This window comes from Pseudomonas sp. SWRI77 (assembly GCF_014269105.1).
Lineage (GTDB): Bacteria > Pseudomonadota > Gammaproteobacteria > Pseudomonadales > Pseudomonadaceae > Aquipseudomonas > Aquipseudomonas capeferrum.
Genome location: NZ_JABWRV010000011.1, coordinates 20,911 through 40,836, shown reverse-complemented (window position 1 = coordinate 40,836; position 19,926 = coordinate 20,911). Strand labels below are relative to the sequence as shown.

16 protein-coding genes are annotated in these 19,926 nt (G+C 65.6%); 9 read left to right on the top strand and 7 right to left on the bottom strand.

Annotation, left to right across the window (positions count from 1 at the left end):
• Positions 1–14 precede the first annotated feature (14 nt).
• Both HU766_RS12845 and HU766_RS12840 read right to left on the bottom strand, forming a co-directional pair.
• A complete protein-coding gene (locus HU766_RS12845; RefSeq protein ID WP_033699301.1) occupies positions 15–488 on the bottom strand; it encodes a response regulator in 474 nt (157 codons plus the stop codon).
• A 167-nt stretch (positions 489–655) separates the two neighbouring features.
• A complete protein-coding gene (locus tag HU766_RS12840; protein ID WP_033699303.1) occupies positions 656–1,132 on the bottom strand; it encodes a sigma-70 family RNA polymerase sigma factor in 477 nt (158 codons plus the stop codon).
• A 231-nt stretch (positions 1,133–1,363) separates the two neighbouring features.
• On the opposite strand from HU766_RS12840, the gene HU766_RS12835 reads away from it, so the two are divergent.
• From HU766_RS12835 to HU766_RS12825, 3 genes are read left to right on the top strand one after another with little or no spacing between them, the layout of a single operon-like run.
• On the top strand, positions 1,364–2,536 hold the full coding sequence (locus HU766_RS12835; protein ID WP_047581288.1) for an efflux RND transporter periplasmic adaptor subunit: 1,173 nt from the start codon (positions 1,364–1,366) through the stop codon (positions 2,534–2,536).
• A complete protein-coding gene (locus HU766_RS12830) occupies positions 2,537–4,501 on the top strand; it encodes a MacB family efflux pump subunit (RefSeq protein ID WP_033699307.1) in 1,965 nt (654 codons plus the stop codon).
• Positions 4,502–4,504: 3 nt separating this feature from the next.
• Complete coding sequence (locus HU766_RS12825; protein WP_186657217.1) at positions 4,505–5,908, top strand: efflux transporter outer membrane subunit; 1,404 nt, start codon at positions 4,505–4,507, stop codon at positions 5,906–5,908.
• Between the two features lie 58 nt (positions 5,909–5,966).
• On the opposite strand, the gene HU766_RS12820 is transcribed toward HU766_RS12825, so the two are convergent.
• Entirely contained in the window at positions 5,967–7,592 is a 1,626-nt protein-coding gene (locus HU766_RS12820; protein WP_186657215.1) for a PvdJ/PvdD/PvdP-like protein, read from the bottom strand.
• 198 nt (positions 7,593–7,790) lie between these two features.
• Here HU766_RS12820 and HU766_RS12815 point away from each other — a divergent pair, with 198 nt between their 5' ends.
• Both HU766_RS12815 and HU766_RS12810 read left to right on the top strand, forming a co-directional pair.
• Positions 7,791–9,137, top strand: coding sequence for a dipeptidase (locus HU766_RS12815; RefSeq protein ID WP_186657213.1), 1,347 nt, complete (start codon positions 7,791–7,793; stop codon positions 9,135–9,137).
• Positions 9,138–9,153: 16 nt separating this feature from the next.
• Entirely contained in the window at positions 9,154–10,434 is a 1,281-nt protein-coding gene (locus tag HU766_RS12810; protein WP_186657211.1) for an aminotransferase class V-fold PLP-dependent enzyme, read from the top strand.
• 35 nt (positions 10,435–10,469) lie between these two features.
• On the opposite strand, the gene HU766_RS12805 is transcribed toward HU766_RS12810, so the two are convergent.
• Positions 10,470–11,438: an alpha/beta hydrolase gene (locus tag HU766_RS12805; RefSeq protein ID WP_186657208.1), complete on the bottom strand. Its 969-nt coding sequence runs from the start codon at positions 11,436–11,438 to the stop codon at positions 10,470–10,472.
• Between the two features lie 142 nt (positions 11,439–11,580).
• On the opposite strand from HU766_RS12805, the gene HU766_RS12800 reads away from it, so the two are divergent.
• The gene (locus HU766_RS12800) at positions 11,581–12,702 is read left to right on the top strand and encodes a cupin-like domain-containing protein (RefSeq protein ID WP_186657206.1); all 1,122 of its coding nucleotides are present in this window, start codon (positions 11,581–11,583) and stop codon (positions 12,700–12,702) included.
• Between the two features lie 162 nt (positions 12,703–12,864).
• Here HU766_RS12800 and HU766_RS12795 read toward each other — a convergent pair whose 3' ends face one another.
• The 3 genes from HU766_RS12795 to HU766_RS12785 all read right to left on the bottom strand — a co-directional run bounded on the left by HU766_RS12795 (position 12,865) and on the right by HU766_RS12785 (position 16,434).
• Entirely contained in the window at positions 12,865–14,256 is a 1,392-nt protein-coding gene (locus HU766_RS12795; RefSeq protein WP_186657204.1) for an aspartate aminotransferase family protein, read from the bottom strand.
• Positions 14,257–14,431: 175 nt separating this feature from the next.
• Positions 14,432–15,754 carry an ATP-binding protein gene (locus HU766_RS12790; RefSeq protein ID WP_186657202.1) on the bottom strand — a complete coding sequence of 441 codons (1,323 nt, stop codon included), beginning with the start codon at positions 15,752–15,754 and terminating at the stop codon, positions 14,432–14,434.
• Complete coding sequence (locus tag HU766_RS12785) at positions 15,751–16,434, bottom strand: response regulator transcription factor (protein ID WP_033699321.1); 684 nt, start codon at positions 16,432–16,434, stop codon at positions 15,751–15,753. Before HU766_RS12785 ends, HU766_RS12790 begins: the two co-directional genes overlap by 4 nt.
• 162 nt (positions 16,435–16,596) lie before the next feature.
• Here HU766_RS12785 and dsbD point away from each other — a divergent pair, with 162 nt between their 5' ends.
• The 3 genes from dsbD to dsbG are packed head-to-tail and all read left to right on the top strand — an operon-like array spanning position 16,597 to position 19,908.
• Positions 16,597–18,309, top strand: a complete 1,713-nt coding sequence (dsbD, locus tag HU766_RS12780; protein WP_186657200.1) for a protein-disulfide reductase DsbD — start codon at positions 16,597–16,599, stop codon at positions 18,307–18,309.
• Positions 18,309–19,145, top strand: a complete 837-nt coding sequence (locus HU766_RS12775; protein WP_186657192.1) for a TlpA family protein disulfide reductase — start codon at positions 18,309–18,311, stop codon at positions 19,143–19,145. Before dsbD ends, HU766_RS12775 begins: the two co-directional genes overlap by 1 nt.
• 1 nt (position 19,146) lies before the next feature.
• Entirely contained in the window at positions 19,147–19,908 is a 762-nt protein-coding gene (dsbG, locus tag HU766_RS12770) for a thiol:disulfide interchange protein DsbG (RefSeq protein ID WP_186657189.1), read from the top strand.
• The last annotated feature ends 18 nt before the right edge of the window (positions 19,909–19,926 follow it).

The following is a 19,926-nucleotide window of genomic DNA, read 5'->3' as shown; positions in this document are numbered from 1 at the left end:
CGCCCGCCTTGGCGCTAGCGGCTGAACACCGTCTGCGCGAAGTTCACCCGTGGGCGCAGTGTGCTGGCCGGAGCTGCCACAGGCAGTGGCAGCTTGCCGACCAGCAGCGGCGCGTCGATGATCGCCATGAACGACTCGAGCGCCTCGTTATCCGGCGCCTGCGGCAGGCTCAGGCTGACGGACTGGCGTTCGGTCTGCGGCACGGCGGGCACTTTCAACTGCGAGGAGTGATAAAGCAGGGCATGCTGGATCTGCGTGCTGACCCGGCAGAAGCGCGCCAGGTCGACGCCAACATGGCTGGCCAGCTCGATGTTGCCCAACAGCAGGTGAAAGGGCTGCAAGGCGCACTGCACCAGGCGCTGCAGCTCCTCGAAGCTGTCCACGGGTGCAATCCGGTAATAGCCAAGGCCATTGAGCAGTTTCTCCAGCTGCAAACGCTGGCAAGGGTGCTCGTCGGCGATGAGGATGCGCAGGGTCTTGTTTGCCATTGTCGGACCTGGGCAGTAGGTGAAAAGGGACACTCCCTGACCATACTGCGCCAGTAACGGCAATCGCCAAAGCTATGCCTGGCTGGGGTCTCTCTTGATAGTTGTCGGGAAACCCGCAGAAATCAAGTGACGGGGTGACGGAATTTTCATCCGCCTTTCACCCGTTTTCAGGATTCCCACTCGCGCATGCGCACACGGCAGTGCTTCATGGCATTGACGATGTGCTTTTCAACCACACTGCGAGACACCCCCAGATGCTCGGCAATCTGCTGATGCGACAGGCCATCGAGCTTGCGCAGCAGGAAGCAGTCGCGACAAACCTTGCCCAGTTCATCCAGGGCGCGCTGCATCAGCGCCAGGCGCTGGTCGAGCTGCATGTCGTGGGTGAGTGCCGGGCTGTGCCAGCGCTCGTCGCTGTCGAGCACCTCCAGCGGTTCGGCCTGACGCACCTGGTGGCGCCGGTGACGATCGACCACCAGGTTGAGCGCTGTGCGGTAGAGAAAGGCACGCGGATGCTCGATCCGTTCGGCATCGGTACGTTCCAGTACCCGCAGATAGGCATCGTGCGCGACGTCTTCGGCAGCCTGACGACTGCCCAGGCGCGCGGAGAGGAAGCCCACCAGTTCGCGATAGTAATGTTCCACGACGTTACCTGAGGTCGTCCTGCCTGCCTTTGCCAGAAAGCCGTTTCGGGCAGCTACGCGGGACTGAGTGATGTCAACGTGCGATAGTACAAACTATAATTATTCTCAGCAACACGGCATCCTCCCCTCCGATCACGCTAAATCCGCACCGTCAGCCTTCGTCTAACTGGGACCTCAGTGCGCGCCGCTTTCTTGGCTGTGCGTGGCCATCACCCCTGGCTGGAAGTCTGCATGAGACGTTTACCCCACACCCGCCGTCGGATACTGCTCGGTGGCTTGGCCCTGCTAAGCCTGGGCAGCTTGCTGGCCTGGAAGACCCTGCCCTTCGGCGCGCAGCCGTTCAGCACGGTCGCCGTCACCCGCACCGACATCGAAAGCAGCGTCACCGCCTTGGGCACCCTGCAGCCGCGGCGCTACGTCGACGTGGGTGCCCAGGCTTCCGGACAGATCCATAAATTGCACGTCGAAGCCGGCGACCCGGTGCGCAAAGGCCAGTTGCTGGTCGAGATCGACCCCTCCACCCAGCAAGCCAGGCTCGACGCCGGGCGCTATTCGATCGACAACCTCAAGGCCCAACTGGCCGAGCAGCGCGCACAGTTTCAACTGGCCCAGCAGCAGCTCAAGCGCCAGCGCGACCTGGCCGCCGCCGGGGCAACCCGCGACGAAGACGTCCAGGCCGCCGATGCCCAACTCAAGGTGACCCAGGCACGCATCGAAATGTTCCAGGCGCAGATCCGCCAGGCTCAGGCCAACCTGCGCAGTGACGAGGCGGAGCTGGGCTATACGCGGATCTATGCGCCCATGGACGGCACCGTGGTGGCGGTCGATGCCCGTGAAGGCCAGACCCTCAACGCGCAACAGCAGACGCCGTTGATCCTGCGCATCGCCAAGCTTTCGCCCATGACCGTCTGGGCCCAGGTATCGGAAGCCGACATCGGCAAGGTCAAACCCGGCATGACCGCCTACTTCACCACCCTGGCCGGCGGCAAACGCCGCTGGACCAGCACGGTGCGGCAGATTCTGCCAATCCCGCCCAAGCCGCTGGACCAGACCAGCCAGGGCGGTGGCAGCCCGGCCAGCGCCGTCAATGGCACCACCGGCAGCCAAGTGGTGCAGTACACCGTGCTGCTGGACGTCGACAACCCGGACGGCGCCCTGATGGCCGAGATGACCACCCAGGTGTTCTTTGTCGCAGGCCAGGCCAGCCAGGTGCTGACCGTGCCACTTGCGGCGCTGGACGACAGCGAAGGCCTGCGCCTCGCCCGGGTACTCAACAGCAAAGGCGAAGTGGAACAGCGCCAGGTGCGTACCGGCCTGAGCGACCGCCTGCGGGTGCAGGTGCTCGACGGCCTCAGCGAAGGCGAACGCCTGGTCATCGGCGCCCCCAGCGTCAGCGGAGGTTGAATGACGACGCCCCTGATCGAACTGATCGACATCCGCAAGTCCTACGGCGGCGTCGATACCCCCAAGGTCGACATCCTCCAGGGCATCAGCCTGAGCATTCACCCTGGCGAATTCGTCGCCATCGTCGGTGCATCCGGTTCAGGCAAATCGACGCTGATGAACATCCTCGGCTGCCTCGACCGGCCAACCGCCGGCAGTTATCACTTTGCCGGCAAGGACGTGGCCGAGCTGGACAGCGACGAGCTGGCCTGGTTGCGCCGCGAAGCCTTTGGCTTCGTGTTCCAGGGCTACCACCTGATCCCCTCGGGCTCGGCGCAGGAGAACGTCGAGATGCCGGCCATTTACGCCGGCATCGCCGCCAGTGAGCGCCACGCGCGCGCAACCGCCCTGCTCACCCGCCTTGGCCTGGCAAGCCGCACCGGCAACCGCCCGCACCAGTTGTCCGGCGGCCAGCAACAACGGGTGTCAATTGCCCGGGCGCTGATGAACGGCGGCCACATCATCCTCGCCGACGAACCCACCGGCGCGCTCGACAGCCACAGCGGCACCGAAGTCATGGCGCTGCTCGACGAACTGGCCAGCCAGGGCCATGTAATCATCCTGATCACCCACGACCGCGAAGTGGCGGCGCGGGCGCAACGGGTCATCGAAATACGTGATGGCCTGATCATCAGCGATTCGGCCGCCGAGCATACCCCCGTCAACACCGACCAAGGGCTGCAGGCCGACGACCTGCGCCAGCGCCTGGACCGCGGCGCGACCCTGCGCGGGGCATGGAAAGGTGAACTGATCGAAGCCCTGCAGGCGGCCTGGCGGGTGATGTGGGTCAACCGCTTTCGCACCGCATTGACGCTGCTCGGCATTGTCATCGGGGTGGCCTCGGTGGTGGTCATGCTGGCCGTCGGCGAAGGCAGCAAGCGTCAGGTCATGGCGCAAATGGCGGCATTCGGCTCGAACATCCTCTACCTCAACGGCAAGCCGGCAACGCTTGGCGAGCAGGCCGGCACCATCACCCTCGACGACGTCGCCGCCATCGGCGAACTGCCCCAGGTCAAACACGTCATGCCTGTGATCGGCGAGAAGATGATGGTGCGCCACGGCAACAACAGCCAGCAGTTCTATGTCGGCGGCAACAACACCTGGTTCCCGGAGATCTTCAACTGGCCAGCGGTCGAGGGCGCCTTCTACACCGAGGCCGACGAAGCCAATGCGGCGGCCGTGGCAGTGATCGGCCAAAAGGTCCGGGAAAAGATGCTCGACCCCGGGCGCGACCCGTTGGGGCAGTACATCCTGATTGGCAACGTGCCGTTCCAGGTCGTTGGCATCCTCGCCGGCAAGGGCGCCAGTTCCGGCGACCAGGACAGCGACGGGCGCATCGCGGTGCCCTACTCCGCCGCGGCGATCCGCCTGTTTGGCCAGCGTGACCCGGACTACATCACCGTTGCCGCCCTCGACTCCACACGGGTCAACGAAGCCGAAGCGGCCATCGATCAGCTGCTGCGCCAGCGCCACCAAGGCCGTCAGGACTTCGAGCTGACCAACGATGCAGCATTGATCCAGGCCGAAGCACGCACGCAGAACAGCCTGTCGCTGATGCTGGGGGCGATCGCTGCAATTTCACTGCTGGTGGGCGGCATCGGGGTGATGAACATCATGCTCATGACCGTGCGCGAACGCACCCGTGAAATTGGCATCCGCATGGCCACCGGCGCGCGTCAGCGCGACATCCTGCGGCAGTTTCTGAGCGAGGCCGTGATGCTGTCGATGGTGGGCGGCATTGCCGGCATCGTCCTGGCCCTGGCCATTGGCGGCGGCCTGATGCTGGCCGAGATCGCCGTGGCCTTTGCCCTGCCTGCCATATTCGGCGCGTTCGCCTGCGCTGTCGTCACCGGCATCGTGTTCGGCTTCATGCCGGCCCGCAAGGCCGCCCGACTCGACCCGGTCAAAGCCCTTACCAGCGAATAACCCATGACTCTGCCAAGCCGTATCAGCCTGTTGACCTTGTGCCTGAGCCTCGCCGCTTGCAGCACGCCCCCTACTCCCGAAAGCGGCATCACTGCACCGCAAGCCTGGCAAGGCGAGGTCGAGCCGTCATCTGCCCAACTGCCGTCAGCACAATGGTGGCGTGCCTTCGCCAGTAGCGAGCTGGACCGCCTGGTCGAGCGCGCCCGGCTCAACGCCCACGACCTGGCGGCTGCCACGGCACGGGTGCGCCAAGCCCAGGCCCAGGCTGTTATCGCTGGCGCGCCGTTGCTGCCCGAACTGAACCTGGGCCTGGATGGCAGCCGCCAACGCCTGTTGCATGGCAAAGGCAACGACCAGCTGGACGTCAGCAGCAACGAGCGCACCAGTACCTCCTTCGACCTGAAACTCAGTGCCAGCTACGAGATCGATTTCTGGGGCGGCCTGCGCGCCGCCCGCACCAGCGCGATGCACAGCCTCGACGCCAGCCGCTTCGATCGGCAAACCGTCGAACTGACCCTGGTCAGCGCCGTGGCCGACAGCTATCTGCAAGGCCTTGCCCTGGCAGAACAGTTGAACATCGCCCGGCTCAACCTGCGCAATGCGCGTGATGTACTGGGCCTGGTCGAAGCCCGCCAGCGCGCAGGTTCGGCCACGCGCCTGGAGCTGGCCCAGCAGCGCAGCCTGGTGGCCGCCCAGGAGCGACAGGTGCCGTTGCTTGAACAGAAATGGCAAGACAGCCAGGTCACCTTGGCCACGCTGCTGGGCGACCCGGTCCAGGCCCTGCCGCCCAGCAGTGAAGCGATCGATGCCCTGCAGTGGCCAGCCATTGGCAGTGGCATCCCCAGCGAGCTGCTAAGCCGTCGCCCGGACATCGCCGCAGCCGAAGCACGGCTGGCAGCGGCAAGCGCCGACGTACAGGTGGCCAGGGCCGCCATGCTGCCGAAGCTGACCCTGGGGGCCAATCTGGGCAGCGGCGCCAATACCTTTGCGCGTGTCTTCGACAGCTCGTTCTACACCCTCACTGCGGGGCTGGTCGCGCCGGTCTTCAACAACGGCCGGTTAAGGGCCTCGCGCGACCTGGCGGAAGCCGAACAGGTCGAACTGTTGGAGACTTACCGGGGCAGCATCCTGGCGGGTTTCGCCGATGTCGAGAAAGCGCTCAACGCTATTCATGGCGTGGACCGCCAGCGCCAGTGGCAGGACGAGGAGGTGCAGCAGGCGCGCCTGGCTTTTGATCTGGCCCAGCAGCGTTATGGTGCAGGCGCCGAGACCCTGCTCAGCGTGCTGGAAACCCAGCGCACGTTGTACCTGGCGCAAGATCAGCAGGCGCAGTTACGGCTGGCACGGTTGCAAGGGAGTGTGGCGCTGTACAAGGCGTTGGGGGGTGGGTGGAAGGTTGGGCAGTAGCTGGGCGTAGGGCGCTACAAAATTACCGCCTACGCCCCGAGGCTACCCCCAACCGATATCAACGCCCCCGCACGCCCACCTTCAGATTCCGCGCATACCAAGGCCGCTGTGGCACCTTGGGCCGCAACGTGCCAAACAGGTCCTCATCGCTATAGATAATGCGCAAGGCCAGCTTCATCGTTTCCGGGTCCATCTCCACACTGCGCCCCGGCCGCAACCCCGGCACCGTAGAGCACCCGTGCGTATCAGGCCCCAACCAAGGGTCGGCCACTTCAACCCAGCGCCCTGGCGCAAACCAAGGCACACCATTGATCTCAAGGCGCCGCACCTCACCGGGGTGAACCCGCTCATGGGCCCGAAACCAGTCCTCGATGCGGTCGTCGATCCAGCCATGAAACTGCCAGAACACCGGGTTCACGTGGGATGAAAACGGGTCGCCAAGAAAGTCGTTCTCCGCCGCGAACCAGCGCAAGGCGAAATCGTCAGGCGTGCGCGCCGTCGGCACCGGCATGCCGTTGCCAGGGTCACGCGGCACCGAAGCCCAACGCATGTGCAGCCAGTCATGCAGGCCCAGCTCCACTTCCGAACCGAACTGGCCCAAGGTCAACGTGCTCAGGTATTCAGGGTCACTGTAACGCGACTCCCAGACCTGGAAGTTGCCATGGTAGGTATCCGGGCTCTTGATGTCGCGCACCCACTGGGTGTATTGCGCGTCGCCGCTCGCCAGCCAGGTGGGCGGCAAGGCATTGCCGTCGTGGTTGTCGAAATAGCGGGCGAAGCCTGCGCGGTCGCGCTCAAGCTCCGGCTGTGGCTGCGGAAACCGCGCCCATGAAGGCAGGTCCTGCAAGGCTCGCGCGCTGCCGAGCATATGCCGGTGCATGAAAAAGAAGTCTTCGCCCGAGCCGTTGCGGTCCTTGTGCCGGCCACGCGCGTCACGCTCCCGCTCACGCGGCCCCGGCTGCCAGCCCAAGCCGCGCAGGGCGGCATGTTTGCCCTTGTCCAGCTTGTGCCATTTGTCACGCGAGGCATGCCACAACTGGTGAAACAGACGGTGCTCCGGGGTGATCAGCCAGGCCAGCAACTGCGGGCTCAGTGGCGTGCGCTCACGCGCCTCGGGGAAGGTGTGCTTGAGCGCCAGAAAGTGGTTGTCCTGCACCGGCAACGCCAGCGCACGGTCCAGTTGCGCAATGCGCCCATTGAGGGTTGCTGGCCCGGCATTGCCGAAGCGGCCCCAGACCTCGTCGATGACGATATGGCATTCATAGCGGGCCTGCGTTTCGCCTGGCTGGGTCGAGAACAAGCGCCAGCGCAAGGTGCCTGGTTTGTCTGCCAGCAGGTCGCCCACCACCCGGTAGCGCGGCTGTTCATCACTGCGCAGACGCTCGGGGGTGTCCAGATAACCACGCAGCGCCCGCCCACTGGGTGCAACATCCAGGAACAACTCCAGTTCGCCGTCAGGCAAGCCTTGCAGGCCCGCGTCCTTGCCCTGCAAGGTCCAGCGCCAGATCCCACGCAAGGTGTCACCCAACTGCTGCAACGGTGTATCGGCCAGTTCGACGACCGCCTCGCCGGGGGTTTCCGGGAACGCTTCGGCGGCCCATTGGCGCTGGGCATACCACGCACCGGGCACCACCGCGCCCGTCAATGCCACACCGGCGATGAACCCACGTCGAGAAATCGTCATTGCAACTACCTGTGCATTGATTGCGGCCATGGAGCACGGCCCGTCCAAGGCTAGAACGTTGTACACAGCGCAAAATTTACCGTTGCTGGCGCAGACGAGCCGCCGTCGCTGGCTAAATTTCCACACGGCAGGCTCGTTCACTCCAGGTAGCGGCGGCCTCTGTGCCCATCCCTCGACGGTGAACCTACTGAGACCAAGATGACGACTCCACGCTGGAAGAAAGCCCTGTTTATCAGCCTGGCCGCGGCCGTGACCGCAGGTGCCGGTTTTGCCGCCTGGCACTACTTCAACACGCCGGCAGGCTACTCCAGAGAAGTGGTGCGCCAGGCCAACGACCTGCAGGAACGCATCATCTCGTTCGACAGCCATGTCACCCTGCCGCTGACCTTCGGCACCGAAGGCAGCGAGGCTGACAAAGACGGCAACGGCCGCTTCGACCTCGCCAAGGCCGCCCGCGGGCGGTTGTCCGGCGCCGCACTGACCATCTTCGCCTGGCCCGAATCCTGGACCGGCGACGATGGCCCGCACCGGCCGACCGCCGGCTTCGTCGAAGCCGCGCGCCACACCCAGGAAGTGCGCTACAACGCCATCGACGCCATGGTCCGCGACTTCCCCGAGCAGGTCGGTATCGCCTACACCCCGCAAGACATGCGGCGCCTGCATGGCGAGGGCAAGTTCGCAGTGTTCCTCAGCATGCTCAATGCCTATGCCCTGGGCGACGACATTGATCAGCTGGACCGCTGGGCCGCACGCGGCGTGCGCATGTTCGGCTTCAGCTATGTGGGCAACAACAGCTGGGCCGACTCTTCGCGCCCGCTGCCGTTCTTCAATGACACCGCCGATGCCCTGGACGGCCTTTCGCCGGTCGGCAAACGTGCCGTGCAGCGGCTCAACGACCTGGGCGTGATCATCGATGTGTCGCAGATGTCGAGCAAGGCGCTGGCCCAGGCCATCAGCCTCAGCCGCGCGCCCGTGGTGGCTTCGCATTCGGCCCCGCGGGCCATGGTCGATATCGCCCGTAACCTGTCCGACAAGGAGATGCAACTGATCAAGGACAGCGGTGGCGTGATCCAACTGGTGGCGTTTTCAACCTATCTCAGGCCGCTGAGCCCCAAGACCCAGGGCAAACTCAACGACCTGCGCGCCCGCTACGACCTGCCGCCACTGGCCAACCTCAACTACGCGTTGATGCCGGGCGACCCGGTCATCGCCGGCTGGCCCGAACAGAAAGTGGGCCAGTACGCCAACGCGTTGTACGGGATCCTCGACGAAGAACCAGCGGCCACGCTCAAGGACTTTGGCGACGCCATCGACTACACGGTGCGCAAGGTCGGCATCGACCATGTAGGCCTGAGCTCGGACTTCAACGAAGGCGGCGGCATCGACGGCTGGCACGACGCCAGCGAAGCGCGCAACGTGACCGCCGAGCTGATCAGCCGCGGTTATTCCGAGGCCGATATCGCCAAGCTCTGGGGCGGCAACTTCCTGCGCGTGTGGGAACAGGTGCAGCACGCCGCACAACCCGCCTCCACCTCGTCCCGATAAGCCTGCGAGTGCCTTCATGAACCATCGCCGTACCTTTCTCAAGCAGGCAGGCCTCCTGGCCGCCGCCCTGCCCTTGGCCAGCCAGTGGCTGCCGGGCGCACACGCCGCCTCGCCAGTTGCAGGTGGCGACGCCTGGGCAGGCTTTCGCAGCCTGTTCGAGCTGGACCCGGAGTACGCGCACTTCGCCAACTTCCTGATCACCTCACACCCAAAGCCCGTGCGCGAAGCCATCGAAGCCCTGCGCGCGAGCTTCGACCGGCACCCGGCTCGCATGGTCGACTGGGACAGCCAGGCGGAGTGGAAGCACGAAGCCGCCGTGCGCGAGTGGGCGGGCCGCTACCTGGAAGTGAACCCTCGGCAGATCGCCCTGACCGGCAGCACCACAGAAGGCCTGGGCCTGATCTATGGCGGCCTGAAGCTTGCGCCGGGGCAGGAGATCCTCACCACCGTGCACGAGCATTCGGCGGCGCGCCATACCCTTGGCTTTCGCACCGCGCGCGATGGCACGCCGGTGCGCAGGTTGCGCCTGTTCGAAAACCCCGCGTTGGTCAGCACTGACCAGGTACTGGGCACCCTCGCTGCGGCCATCAGCCCCAAGACCCGCGTGCTGGGCATGACCTGGGTGCATTCGGGCAGCGGTGTGAAGCTGCCTGTCGGCGAGATCGGCGCACTGGTGCGCGAGGTCAATCGGCAGCGCGACGAGCGCGATCAAATTATCTATGTGATCGACGGCGTGCATGGCTTCGGCGTCGAGGACATGCGCTTTGCCGACCTGAACTGCGACTACTTCATCGCCGGCACCCACAAGTGGATGTTCGGGCCACGCGGCACCGGGATCATCTGCGCAGCCTCCACCGAGCTCAAGCACCTGAACCCGACCATCGCCACGTTTTCCGAGAATGAAGACTTCGCCACCGTGATGACCCCCGGCGGCTACCATGCCTTCGAGCACCGCTGGGCGCTGGGCAAGGCGTTCGAACTGCACCTGCAGCAGGGTAAGGCGAAGGTCCAGGCGCGTATTCATGGGCTCAACGACTACCTGAAGCAACGCCTTGAGGCGCTTGAGGCGGTCGAGCTGGTGACGCCCCGTAGTGCTCATTACTCGGCAGGTTTCACCTTCTTCAGGGTCAAGGGTCAGGAGGCAGATGACGTGGCTGGGCACCTGAACAGCCAGCGCATTGTCGTCGATGCCGTGTCGCGTGATGCCGGGCCGGTGGTGCGTACCGCGCCTGGGTTGCTCAATACAGAAGCCGAGATCGACCGGCTAGTCGATGTGCTGGGACGGCGGGTGCGCTGAGCTGCAGGAAGGGGCGCAAAGCGCCCCCGGCAATCTCAAGCCTTATCCCCAACCCCCTCCAGCCAACGCCCCACATCCTGGTAGATATCGCCCACCTGCCCAACAATCCCCGACATGCGCAAAAAGTCATGGGTCAGCCCCTCGACCCGGGCAAACGTCACCTCGGTCCCGCCCGCCACCAACCAATCACGGTAGGCAATCCCTTCGTCATGCAACGGATCGTACTCGGCGACGAACAGATAAGCCGGCGCCAACGGCGCGCGCAGCGTCGACAGCAAGGGCGACACGCGCCAGTCCAGGCGCTGCTCTGGCTGCGGCGCATAGTGCTGGTAGAACCACTCCAGGGTAGGCGTTTCCAGCAGGTAGCCCTCGGCATGTTGGCGATGGGACTCGCGCTGGCAGGAAATATCGGTCACCGGGTAGAACAGCAACTGCGCCAGCGGCTTGAACGCCAACGCCTCAGGCTGTTCGACCGCGGTGATGGCCAGTACCGCAGCCAGGCTGGCGCCGACGCTGTCCCCCGCCAGCACCACTCGGCGGGTGTCCAGCCCCAGCGCTGGCGCCTGTTCGGCCAGCCAGTTGGCGGCATCCAGCACATCGTGCAGCGCCACCGGAAACGGCTGTTCCGGTGCCAGTCGGTAGTCCGCCGCCAGCACTGCGAACGCGCCCATGGCTGCCAGACGGCGGCACACCGAATCATGCGAGTCGAGGCTGCCTACAACGTAGCCGCCACCGTGCAGGTAGAAAATCACCGGCTGCAAAGCACCGCCCGCGTCGTTCGCGCGGTACAGCCGTGCTGGCAGGCTGGCGCCATCACGCGCCGGGACGTTCAGCTCGCTCACCTGCAGGCTGCCGGGCGGGCTGGGGTCGAGCACTTGCGAGCTGCCCTCGAACTCCGCCCGGGCCTGGGCCACATCCATCGCGTGCATGGGCAGGCTTCTGCCCGTCAACCGGCCAAATTCGACCAACTCCAGAAAACCCGCCAGATCAGGGTGCAATGCCATGTTGGATCCTTGCTTGAACAATGTGACTCGGCTATCCCTACGGAACGTAGAAGGCCCCGCGAAAATTAGCGGCAGGCACGGCTAAATCGACGACGGACACACTCGTTATCCCTTCACAACGAAACCCCGTCAGAGGCTAACCGTGGACCTTCAGAGCATCCTCAGCAAACTGTTCGCCAACGCCCATGCCGTCGGCATCGAAGGCGTGTTCCAGTTCGTCTTCGGCCAGGACCGGGCCTTCTGGTCGGAAGTGCGCGACACCAGCCGCACGGGCGCGGGCCGGCACAGCACCCCGGATGTCACCATCGAAGTGGCCGAGCGCGACTTCCTCGGCATCATGGGCGGCACGGCCAATGTCGAGGAACTGTTCGCCAGCGCACGCCTGAAAATCACCGGCAACATGGGCCTGGCTACCTTGCTGCCGCAGATCATCAACAACGCCCGCAAAGGTGCGGCGCCGGCCAAGGTGGCGATGAACCAGCGCTACCCCACGCCGGCACGCCTCAGCGAACGGGTTTCGGCGGCGCTGCCAGTGCAGCGCGAGGTGCTGCGCATAGCCCGGGCCGACATGCCGCTGTCGCGCTTTCAAAGCGAGTTTCTGCTGCATGGCACCCCTGTGGTACTCGGCGACGCCCTGCAGGACTGGCCACTGTTCAGCATGGGCCGCGAGGCTTCGCTCGAGCATTTCGCCGAGCTGCAGGGCATTACCCGGCATGGTGACTACGTCAAGAAAACCTTCTCCACCGACCGCGACTTCCGCTCGACCTCCATGGCCGACTTCATCGCTTCGCTGGACAAACCGGCCAAGCCTGGCGAGACACCGGCCTACATGGGCAACAACATCGTCCCGGAAAAACTCCTGACACTGATCCGCTTTCCGGATTACTTCGAGCGCCAGCGCTTCATCTCGCCCCGTATCTGGATCGGCCCCAAGGGCACCCTGACGCCCCTGCATCGCGACGACACCGACAACCTGTTCGCCCAGGTCTGGGGCCAGAAGTCGTTCATCCTCGCCGCACCTCACCATCGGGCAGCGCTGGGCACCTGGTCGACCAGCCCCAAAGGGGGCCTGGACGGCTGTGACTTCAACCCCGACGCGCCAGACTACCAACGCTTCCCGGCGGCGCGCGAGGTGCCCTTCCTGCGCGTGGTGCTGCAGGCCGGTGACCTGTTGTTCCTGCCAGAAGGCTGGTTCCATCAGGTGGAGTCGGTGTCCACCTCGTTGTCGGTGAACTTCTGGGTGAACTCCGGGCGCGGCTGGTAGCCACCCTTGCGGGGGTTACTTTGCGGTGGCGTCGGCTCGCTTCTAGAGAAACCCGCTTGCAAGAGGGCGCCCGCATGGCCACCCCCACCCGCCTGCCCTTTCACGCTGCAGGGTGTCAACGGCCCCACCTTGGCCGGGGCCGCAACGCGGCCCCGGCATGTGTCAGACCGCTGCTTTCAGGGCCTCGGCAAACCGCTGCGCCACCTCGTCGATCTGCTCGCCACTGATAATCAGCGGTGGCAGGAAGCGCACCACTGCACCGTGGCGCCCACCCAACTCCAGGATCAGGCCACGCTTGAGGCATTCACGCTGAACCTTGGGCGCCAACGCGCGGTTGGCCACAGGGTGCCCCAGGGCATCGCGTAGGCCGTGCGGGTCGACCAGCTCTACCCCGAGCATCAGCCCACGGCCCCGGATATCGCCCAACTGCGGATAATCCCGCTGCAGGTGCAGCAAGTGCTGGCGCAGGCGCTGGCCCATGGCCTCGGCGTGCTCGGCCAGGCGATGTTCGACCAGGTAATGGATCACCGCCGAGCCTGCGGCCATGGCCATCTGGTTGCCACGGAAGGTGCCGGCATGGGCGCCTGGCTTCCAGGTGTCCAGCCAGTCGCGGTACACCACCACCGCCAGCGGCAGGCTGCCGCCGATGGCCTTGGACAAGGTCACCACGTCCGGCACGATACCGGCGTGCTCGAAGGCGAACATCCGCCCGGTGCGGGCGAAGCCACTCTGGATCTCGTCGACGATCAGCGCCACGCCGGCTTGCTCGGTGATCCGTCGCACGCCCTTGAGCCACGCGATATCGGCGGGCACCACGCCACCTTCGCCCTGCACCACTTCGAGGATCACCGCTGCCGGCAGAGGCACGCCGCTTTCAGGGTCGAGCAGCAGGTTCTCCAGGTAATGCAGGTTGGCCTTGACCCCGGCTTCGCCCCCCAGGCCGAACGGGCAACGGTAGTCGTAGGGGTACGGCATGAACTGCACCCCGTTGCCCAGCAGGGCACCCAGCGGCTGTTTCGGCCCGTGGCTGCCCATCAGGCTCAGCGCGCCCTGGCTCATGCCATGGTAGGCGCCCTGGAAGGCCAGCACGGTGCTGCGGCCGGTGGCGCCACGCACCAGTTTGAGCGCCGCTTCAACAGCATCGGTGCCGGTCGGGCCGCAGAACTGCACCTTGGCTTCCCGGCGCAGCGCCTCGGGCAGTACGCCGAACAGGTCCTGGACAAAGCGGTCCTTGACCGGCGTGGTCAGGTCGAGGGTGTGCAGCGGCAGTTCGTCGGCCAGCACTTGCTGGATCGCCTCGATTACCACCGGGTGGTTATGGCCCAGGGCCAAAGTGCCGGCGCCGGCCAGGCAGTCGATGAACTGGCGGCCTTCGACATCCTCGACATGGATGCCACGGGCGCGCTTGAGCGCCAGTGGAATGCGCCGTGGGTAGCTGCGGGCGTTGGATTCCTGTTGCTGCTGGCGTTGCAGCAGCGGCGAATCGGTGAACTCGTACAGGGGTTGCGGCGCACTGGCCGGCAAGACCTGGGCAAGGCGGGTAGCGGTCGACATGGTAGATCCTCGCAAGCAAGCGAAAGTGCCCCGCCACGCCCCTGTAAGCAGATGTGTGCGGGTAGTTGTCGCTTGGGAAACGCTTAAGCGCCGGGAGGATTTAGCGGTTGCTGCGGGATTTTTGTACAGGGTTGTGATGCCTGGGGATTGTATCTGGTTCACCAAGCCAGGAAAATCAACGACCCGAGCGCGCCGGCACCTGCAACAGCACACGCAAGCCATCGCTGCGGCTGTCGAAACGCAAGCTACCGGCGCAACGCTGGACAATCGCCTGGACGATCGCCAAGCCCAGCCCACACCCGCCACTCTGGCCATTGCGCCAGAACCGCTCGGTCAGGTGCTGCAAGTCGTCGTCGGCAATCCCCGGCCCGTGGTCACGCACCATGAAGCCCACCTGGCCATCAGCCATCTGCACTTCCAGCTCCACCGCGCTTTCGCCACCGTGGCGCAAGGCGTTGTCCAGCAGGTTGCGCAAGGCCGCGACCGCCAGCGGCGCGGGCATGCCCAGGTAGATCTGCGTGGCCTGCTCGGGCAGGCGCAGCACGATCCGCCGGTTGTCGCCGCCACCGGCATCCTGCACCGCCTGCCGGGCGACCTGCTCGGCGCTGCACTGCACGCCATCCTCGAACGACAGGCTGCCCTCGACACGCGCCAGCATCAGCAGTTGCTCGAGCGTGCGGTGCATGCGGTCGGCACCTTGTTCGGCATGCTCCAGCGCCTGCTCGCGCACCGCGCCATCGGTCATGCGCGCCACCTGCAGGTGGGTCTTGATCGCCGTCAGCGGGCTGCGCAATTCATGCGCGGCGTCATCGGTCAGGCGCCGCTCGCGTTCGAGGGTCTGGGCAATGCGCAGGAACAACTGGTTCTGGGTTTCCAGCAGCGGTTGCAGCTCGCTGGGCATGCCGGCCACCTGCAACGGCTCGACACTGTCGGCACGCCGCCGACGCAGGGCGTCGCGCATTCTATTGAGCGGCTCCAGGCCCTTGCCCAGGCCGATCCACAACAGGCCGAGGCTGCCGAGCAACGCCATCAGCACCGGTGCCGAGGCTGCCAGCAGGATCGACTGGTTCAGGGCCTCGCGCTCCATGTGGCGGTCGGCGGTGGTGATGCGCACATCACCGTGGTTGTAGGTAAACGTACGCCACAACGCATCGTCGATGGTCTGGTCACGGAAGCCGCTGCGCTGATCATCCATGGCCCCGTCATGCTTGTGGTTGCTGGCCAGGATCTCGCCCCGCAGTGAACTCACCTGGCAGGCCATGCCGTCCGGCACGCTGAACTGGTCGGCGGAAAAATGCGCATCCTCGCCCTTGGCCGCCAAGGGTTGCGGCAACTGGTCGATCAGCCCGGCAACCATGCGCGCCGAAGCCACCAAGCGCTGGTCGAGGGAAAACATCATCTGCTGGCGCAGGTCGCGCAGCATCCATGCGGCAGCCAGTACCCAGATGATCACGAAGGCACTGCCCAGGATCAGGCTCAGGCGTACCCGCAGGCTCATGGCGCGACCTCCTTCGGTGCCTGCGCAGGGCCAAGCCGGTAGCCCAGGCCACGCACGGTTTCGACGATGCTGTTACCGAGCTTGCGGCGCAAATGGTGAATATGCACATTGAGGGCGTTACTCTCGACCTCGTCACTGAAGCCGTACACGCAATCTTTCAACTGTTCGCTGGACAGCACCCGCCCTGGGTTCTGCAGCAGGGCCTGGAGCAGCGCCTGCTCACGGCGGGAAAGGTCGACCGGCTGGCCGGCCAGGGTCGCTTCGCAGCTGCTGGGGTCATAACGCAGCGGGCCGTGCTCGATGGCATTCACTGCCCGCCCGGCCACACGGCGCAGCAAGGTGTGCAGGCGCGCCGCCAGCTCCCGCAGGTCGAACGGCTTGAGCAGGTAGTCGTCGGCGCCGGCCTGCAGGCCATCGACCCGGTCGGTGACCGCATCGCGTGCCGTGAGCACTAGCACCGGCAGGCTCTCGCCCTGCTGACGCAGGCGCCGCAGCAGCTTGAGGCCGTCTTCATCGGGCAGGCCGAGGTCGAGGATCATCACATCGAACTGCGCCGCCTGGAGCATCGCCCGTGCACCCGCAGCATTGGCGACCCGGTCCACGGTCAAGCCCTGGGCGGTGAGGCCGGCGCAGATGCCGCTGGCGATCAGGTCATCGTCCTCGCAGAGCAGAACGTGCATGGTGGGGCTCCGGGTTGGGTGAGGCAGATACTGCACCACGGGTGGATTAAGTGAAGATTATGGACCTGGCGCGTGCGTTTGGGGGATGTAGGACCGGGTTAACCTTGGGTTAATCGACCCAGGCCAGCATGGCCCACTTCAACGTACTGCCAAGGCGAAGACATGCGTGCCCTCTTTCTGTTCCTGACACTGCTGCTGGCCGGCCCCCTGCAAGCCAATCCGTTCGACGTCAAACCCGACTTCCTGCCGGTCAACCAGGCCTTTGTGCTGAGCCATGACCGCCAGGCCGATGGCCAGATGCGTCTGTTCTTCCAGATCAAGCAAGGCTACTACCTCTACCAGAAGCGCCTGAAGTTCGACGGCCTGCCCGCCGAGCAGCAGCCGCAGTTGCCGCCGGCACTCAACCACCATGACGAATTCTTCGGCGACAGTGCGGTGTACCGCGACCAGCTCGAACTGCTGATCCCTGCCAACGCAAAAGGCCAGTTGCACCTGGGCTGGCAGGGCTGTGCCGACGCCGGCCTGTGCTACCCGCCGCAGACCACCGCCATCGCCCTGGGTGGCAGCGTGGCCCCTGCCGCCGATCAGGCCAGCGACCAGGCCCTGGCCAGCAACCTGCAGCAGGGCAACCTGGCGTGGGGCCTGCTGGCCTTCTTCGGCCTTGGCCTGCTGCTGGCCTTCACCCCCTGCTCGCTGCCGATGCTGCCGATTCTCGCCGGGCTGGTGCTCGGCAATGGCGCCAGCGCCCGACGCGGCTGGTTGCTGGCCGGGGTGTACGTGCTGAGCATGGCCTTGGTATATGCCGCCCTGGGCGTGGTGGCGGCGCTGCTCGGCGCCAGCCTGCAGGCCTGGTTGCAGCAACCCTGGCTGCTGGGCAGCCTGGCGGCATTGTTCGTGGTGCTGGCGCTGCCGATGTTCGGCGCCTTCGAGTTGCAACTGCCCGCCGCCCTGCGCGACCGTCTCGACCGCGCCGGGCAAGGTACCCGTGGCGGCAACCTGTACGGTGCCGCGCTGCTCGGGGCGCTCTCCGGCCTGCTGCTCGGCCCGTGCATGACCGCACCGCTGGCCGGGGCGCTGCTGTACATCGCCCAGAGCGGCGACGTGCTGCAGGGCGCGCTGGTGCTGTTCAGCCTTGGCCTGGGGATGGGCGTGCCGCTGCTGTTGCTGGTCACGCTGGGCAATCGCTACCTGCCGCGCCCAGGTGCGTGGATGAACCTGGTCAAGGGCGTGTTCGGCTTCGTGTTCCTGGCCATGGCCCTGTATACCCTGCGCAGCCTGCTGCCACAGGCCCTGCTGCTGGCCCTGAGCGGCGCCTGGCTGATCGCCTTGGCCTGGGCCGCGTGGCCGGCCCTGCAGCGTATGCCTGCGCTGCGCGCGCTGCCTTTGCTGGGCGCGCTGTGGGGCGGGCTGTTGCTGGTCGGTGCAGCGGCCGGGGGCGATGACCTCTGGCAACCCTTGCGGCCGTTCGCCGGGGGTAGCGGGCCTGCGGCGGTGCAACCGGCAGAGGATGCATTCGTGACCGTCAGCCGCCCCGAAGACCTGCAACGAGAGCTGGACGCCGCCAAGGCCCGTGGCCAATGGGTGATGCTCGACTACTATGCCGACTGGTGCGTGTCGTGCAAGGTCATGGAAAAAAAGGTCTTCGCCCGTGCCGACGTACACGCCAGCCTGGCGGGCGTGCACCTGCTGCGCCTGGACGTCACTGCCAACACCCCGGCCAGCCAGGCACTGCTGCAACGCTACCAGGTACCCGGCCCGCCCAGCATCATCTGGGTCGGCCCGGAAGGCGACGAACGCCGTGCGCGACGCATCACCGGTGAAGTGGATGCTGCCGCGTTCCTGCAACACTGGACCCAGACCAGGAGCCAAGGCTGATGCTGACCGTAACCCTCGGGCCATTGACCATGGCCCTCAACCACCTGCTGATGCTCACTGCCCTGGTGATCGCCAGTGTGGTCGGCTGGTGGGTCGCCCGCCGCGGCGGCGAAAGCCCGGAGTCGGCACTCTTCAACCTGTTTCTGATTGGCGTGCTGTGCGCGCGCCTGGGCTTCGTCGTGGCCTACTGGCCGATGTACCGCGATGACCTGGTGCAAGTCATCGACATCCGCGACGGCGGCTTCCTGTTCTGGTCCGGCCTTGCCGGCATCGTGCTCGGTGCGCTCTGGCAAGGCTGGCGACACCCGGGCCTGCGCCGTCCTCTGGGTTGGGCCTTGTTCAGCGGTGCGCTGTTCTGGGGCCTCAGCAGCCTGGGCGGCCACCTGTACAGCAAAGGCACCGAGCTGCCTGAGCTGAGCCTGCGCAACGCCAGCGGGCAGCCCGTGGCGCTGCACAGCTACCGTGGCAAGCCACTGGTCATCAACATCTGGGCCACCTGGTGCCCGCCCTGCCGGCGCGAAATGCCGGTGCTGCAACAGGCCCAAGGTGACTACCCCCACGTAACCTTCCTCTTCGTCAACCAGGGTGAGACGCCCGAGAACGTCAGCACTTTCCTCGCCACCACCGGCCTGAGCCTGACCCACGTGCTGTTCGACGGCGCCGGCCAACTGGCCCAGCGGGTCGGCTCGATGGCCCTGCCTACCACGCTGTTCTACGACAGTAACGGGCGGCTGATCGGCAGCCACCTAGGCGAGCTGTCACGGGCCAGCCTGCGCCACGCCCTGGAACCTTTCGACCGGGCCGCCGCGCCCACCCCTGCCGCACAAGGAAACTGACATGCGATTGACTGCACTGCTGCCCCTGTCCCTGGCCCTGCTGGCCACCCCGCCGCTGCACGCCGAAGAAGCGCTGCCCAAGGCGATCCAGCAACTGCAAGCCAAGGGGGCCGTGATCAAGGGCAGCTTCGATGCCCCCGATGGCCTGCGCGGTTATGCCGCCGAGTACCAGAACAACGGCATCGCCCTGTACCTGACACCTGACGGCAAGCATGTGCTGGTCGGCAGCCTGTTCGACGAACAAGGCCAGGACCTCAGCGCCGCTCCGTTGGACAAGCTGGTCTACGGGCCGATGAGCAAGGCCATCTGGGCGAAGATGGAAAAAACCGCCTGGATCGCCGATGGCAAGGCCGATGCGCCGCGCATCGTCTACCTGTTCAGCGACCCCAACTGCCCGTACTGCAATATGTTCTGGCAGCAGGCGCGGCCATGGGTGGAATCGGGCAAGGTGCAATTGCGCCATATCATGGTCGGCATCATTCGCGAGGACAGCCCGGGCAAGTCGGCGGCGTTGCTGGCGGCCAAGGACCCGGCCAAGGCGCTGGCACAGCACGAGAAGGCCGGCAAGGCCAGTTCGCTCAAGGCGCTGGAGAAGGTGCCAGAGGCGGTGCAGAAGCAGCTGGAAGGGAACATGGCGTTGATGGAGGAAATGGGGTTGCAAGCAACCCCGGCGATCTTCTATCAGGATGAGCAGGGCAACCTGCAGAGCCAGCAAGGGGCGCCGCGCCCGGAGATGCTTGGGAAGATTCTCGGGAAGCGGTAGTGCATGCCGTGGGTATAA

Bases quoted from the DNA above. Each gene is read 5' to 3' on its own strand.
- HU766_RS12785 (WP_033699321.1), bottom strand. From the start codon at position 16,434: ATGCACGTTCTGCTCTGCGAGGACGATGACCTGATCGCCAGCGGCATC.
- dsbD (WP_186657200.1), top strand. From the start codon at position 16,597: ATGCGTGCCCTCTTTCTGTTCCTGACACTGCTGCTGGCCGGCCCCCTG.
- HU766_RS12795 (WP_186657204.1), bottom strand. From the start codon at position 14,256: ATGTCGACCGCTACCCGCCTTGCCCAGGTCTTGCCGGCCAGTGCGCCG.
- dsbG (WP_186657189.1), top strand. From the start codon at position 19,147: ATGCGATTGACTGCACTGCTGCCCCTGTCCCTGGCCCTGCTGGCCACC.
- HU766_RS12820 (WP_186657215.1), bottom strand. From the start codon at position 7,592: ATGACGATTTCTCGACGTGGGTTCATCGCCGGTGTGGCATTGACGGGC.
- HU766_RS12835 (WP_047581288.1), top strand. From the start codon at position 1,364: ATGAGACGTTTACCCCACACCCGCCGTCGGATACTGCTCGGTGGCTTG.
- HU766_RS12825 (WP_186657217.1), top strand. From the start codon at position 4,505: ATGACTCTGCCAAGCCGTATCAGCCTGTTGACCTTGTGCCTGAGCCTC.
- HU766_RS12790 (WP_186657202.1), bottom strand. From the start codon at position 15,754: ATGAGCCTGCGGGTACGCCTGAGCCTGATCCTGGGCAGTGCCTTCGTG.
- HU766_RS12815 (WP_186657213.1), top strand. From the start codon at position 7,791: ATGACGACTCCACGCTGGAAGAAAGCCCTGTTTATCAGCCTGGCCGCG.
- HU766_RS12845 (WP_033699301.1), bottom strand. From the start codon at position 488: ATGGCAAACAAGACCCTGCGCATCCTCATCGCCGACGAGCACCCTTGC.
- HU766_RS12830 (WP_033699307.1), top strand. From the start codon at position 2,537: ATGACGACGCCCCTGATCGAACTGATCGACATCCGCAAGTCCTACGGC.
- HU766_RS12805 (WP_186657208.1), bottom strand. From the start codon at position 11,438: ATGGCATTGCACCCTGATCTGGCGGGTTTTCTGGAGTTGGTCGAATTT.
- HU766_RS12775 (WP_186657192.1), top strand. From the start codon at position 18,309: ATGCTGACCGTAACCCTCGGGCCATTGACCATGGCCCTCAACCACCTG.
- HU766_RS12810 (WP_186657211.1), top strand. From the start codon at position 9,154: ATGAACCATCGCCGTACCTTTCTCAAGCAGGCAGGCCTCCTGGCCGCC.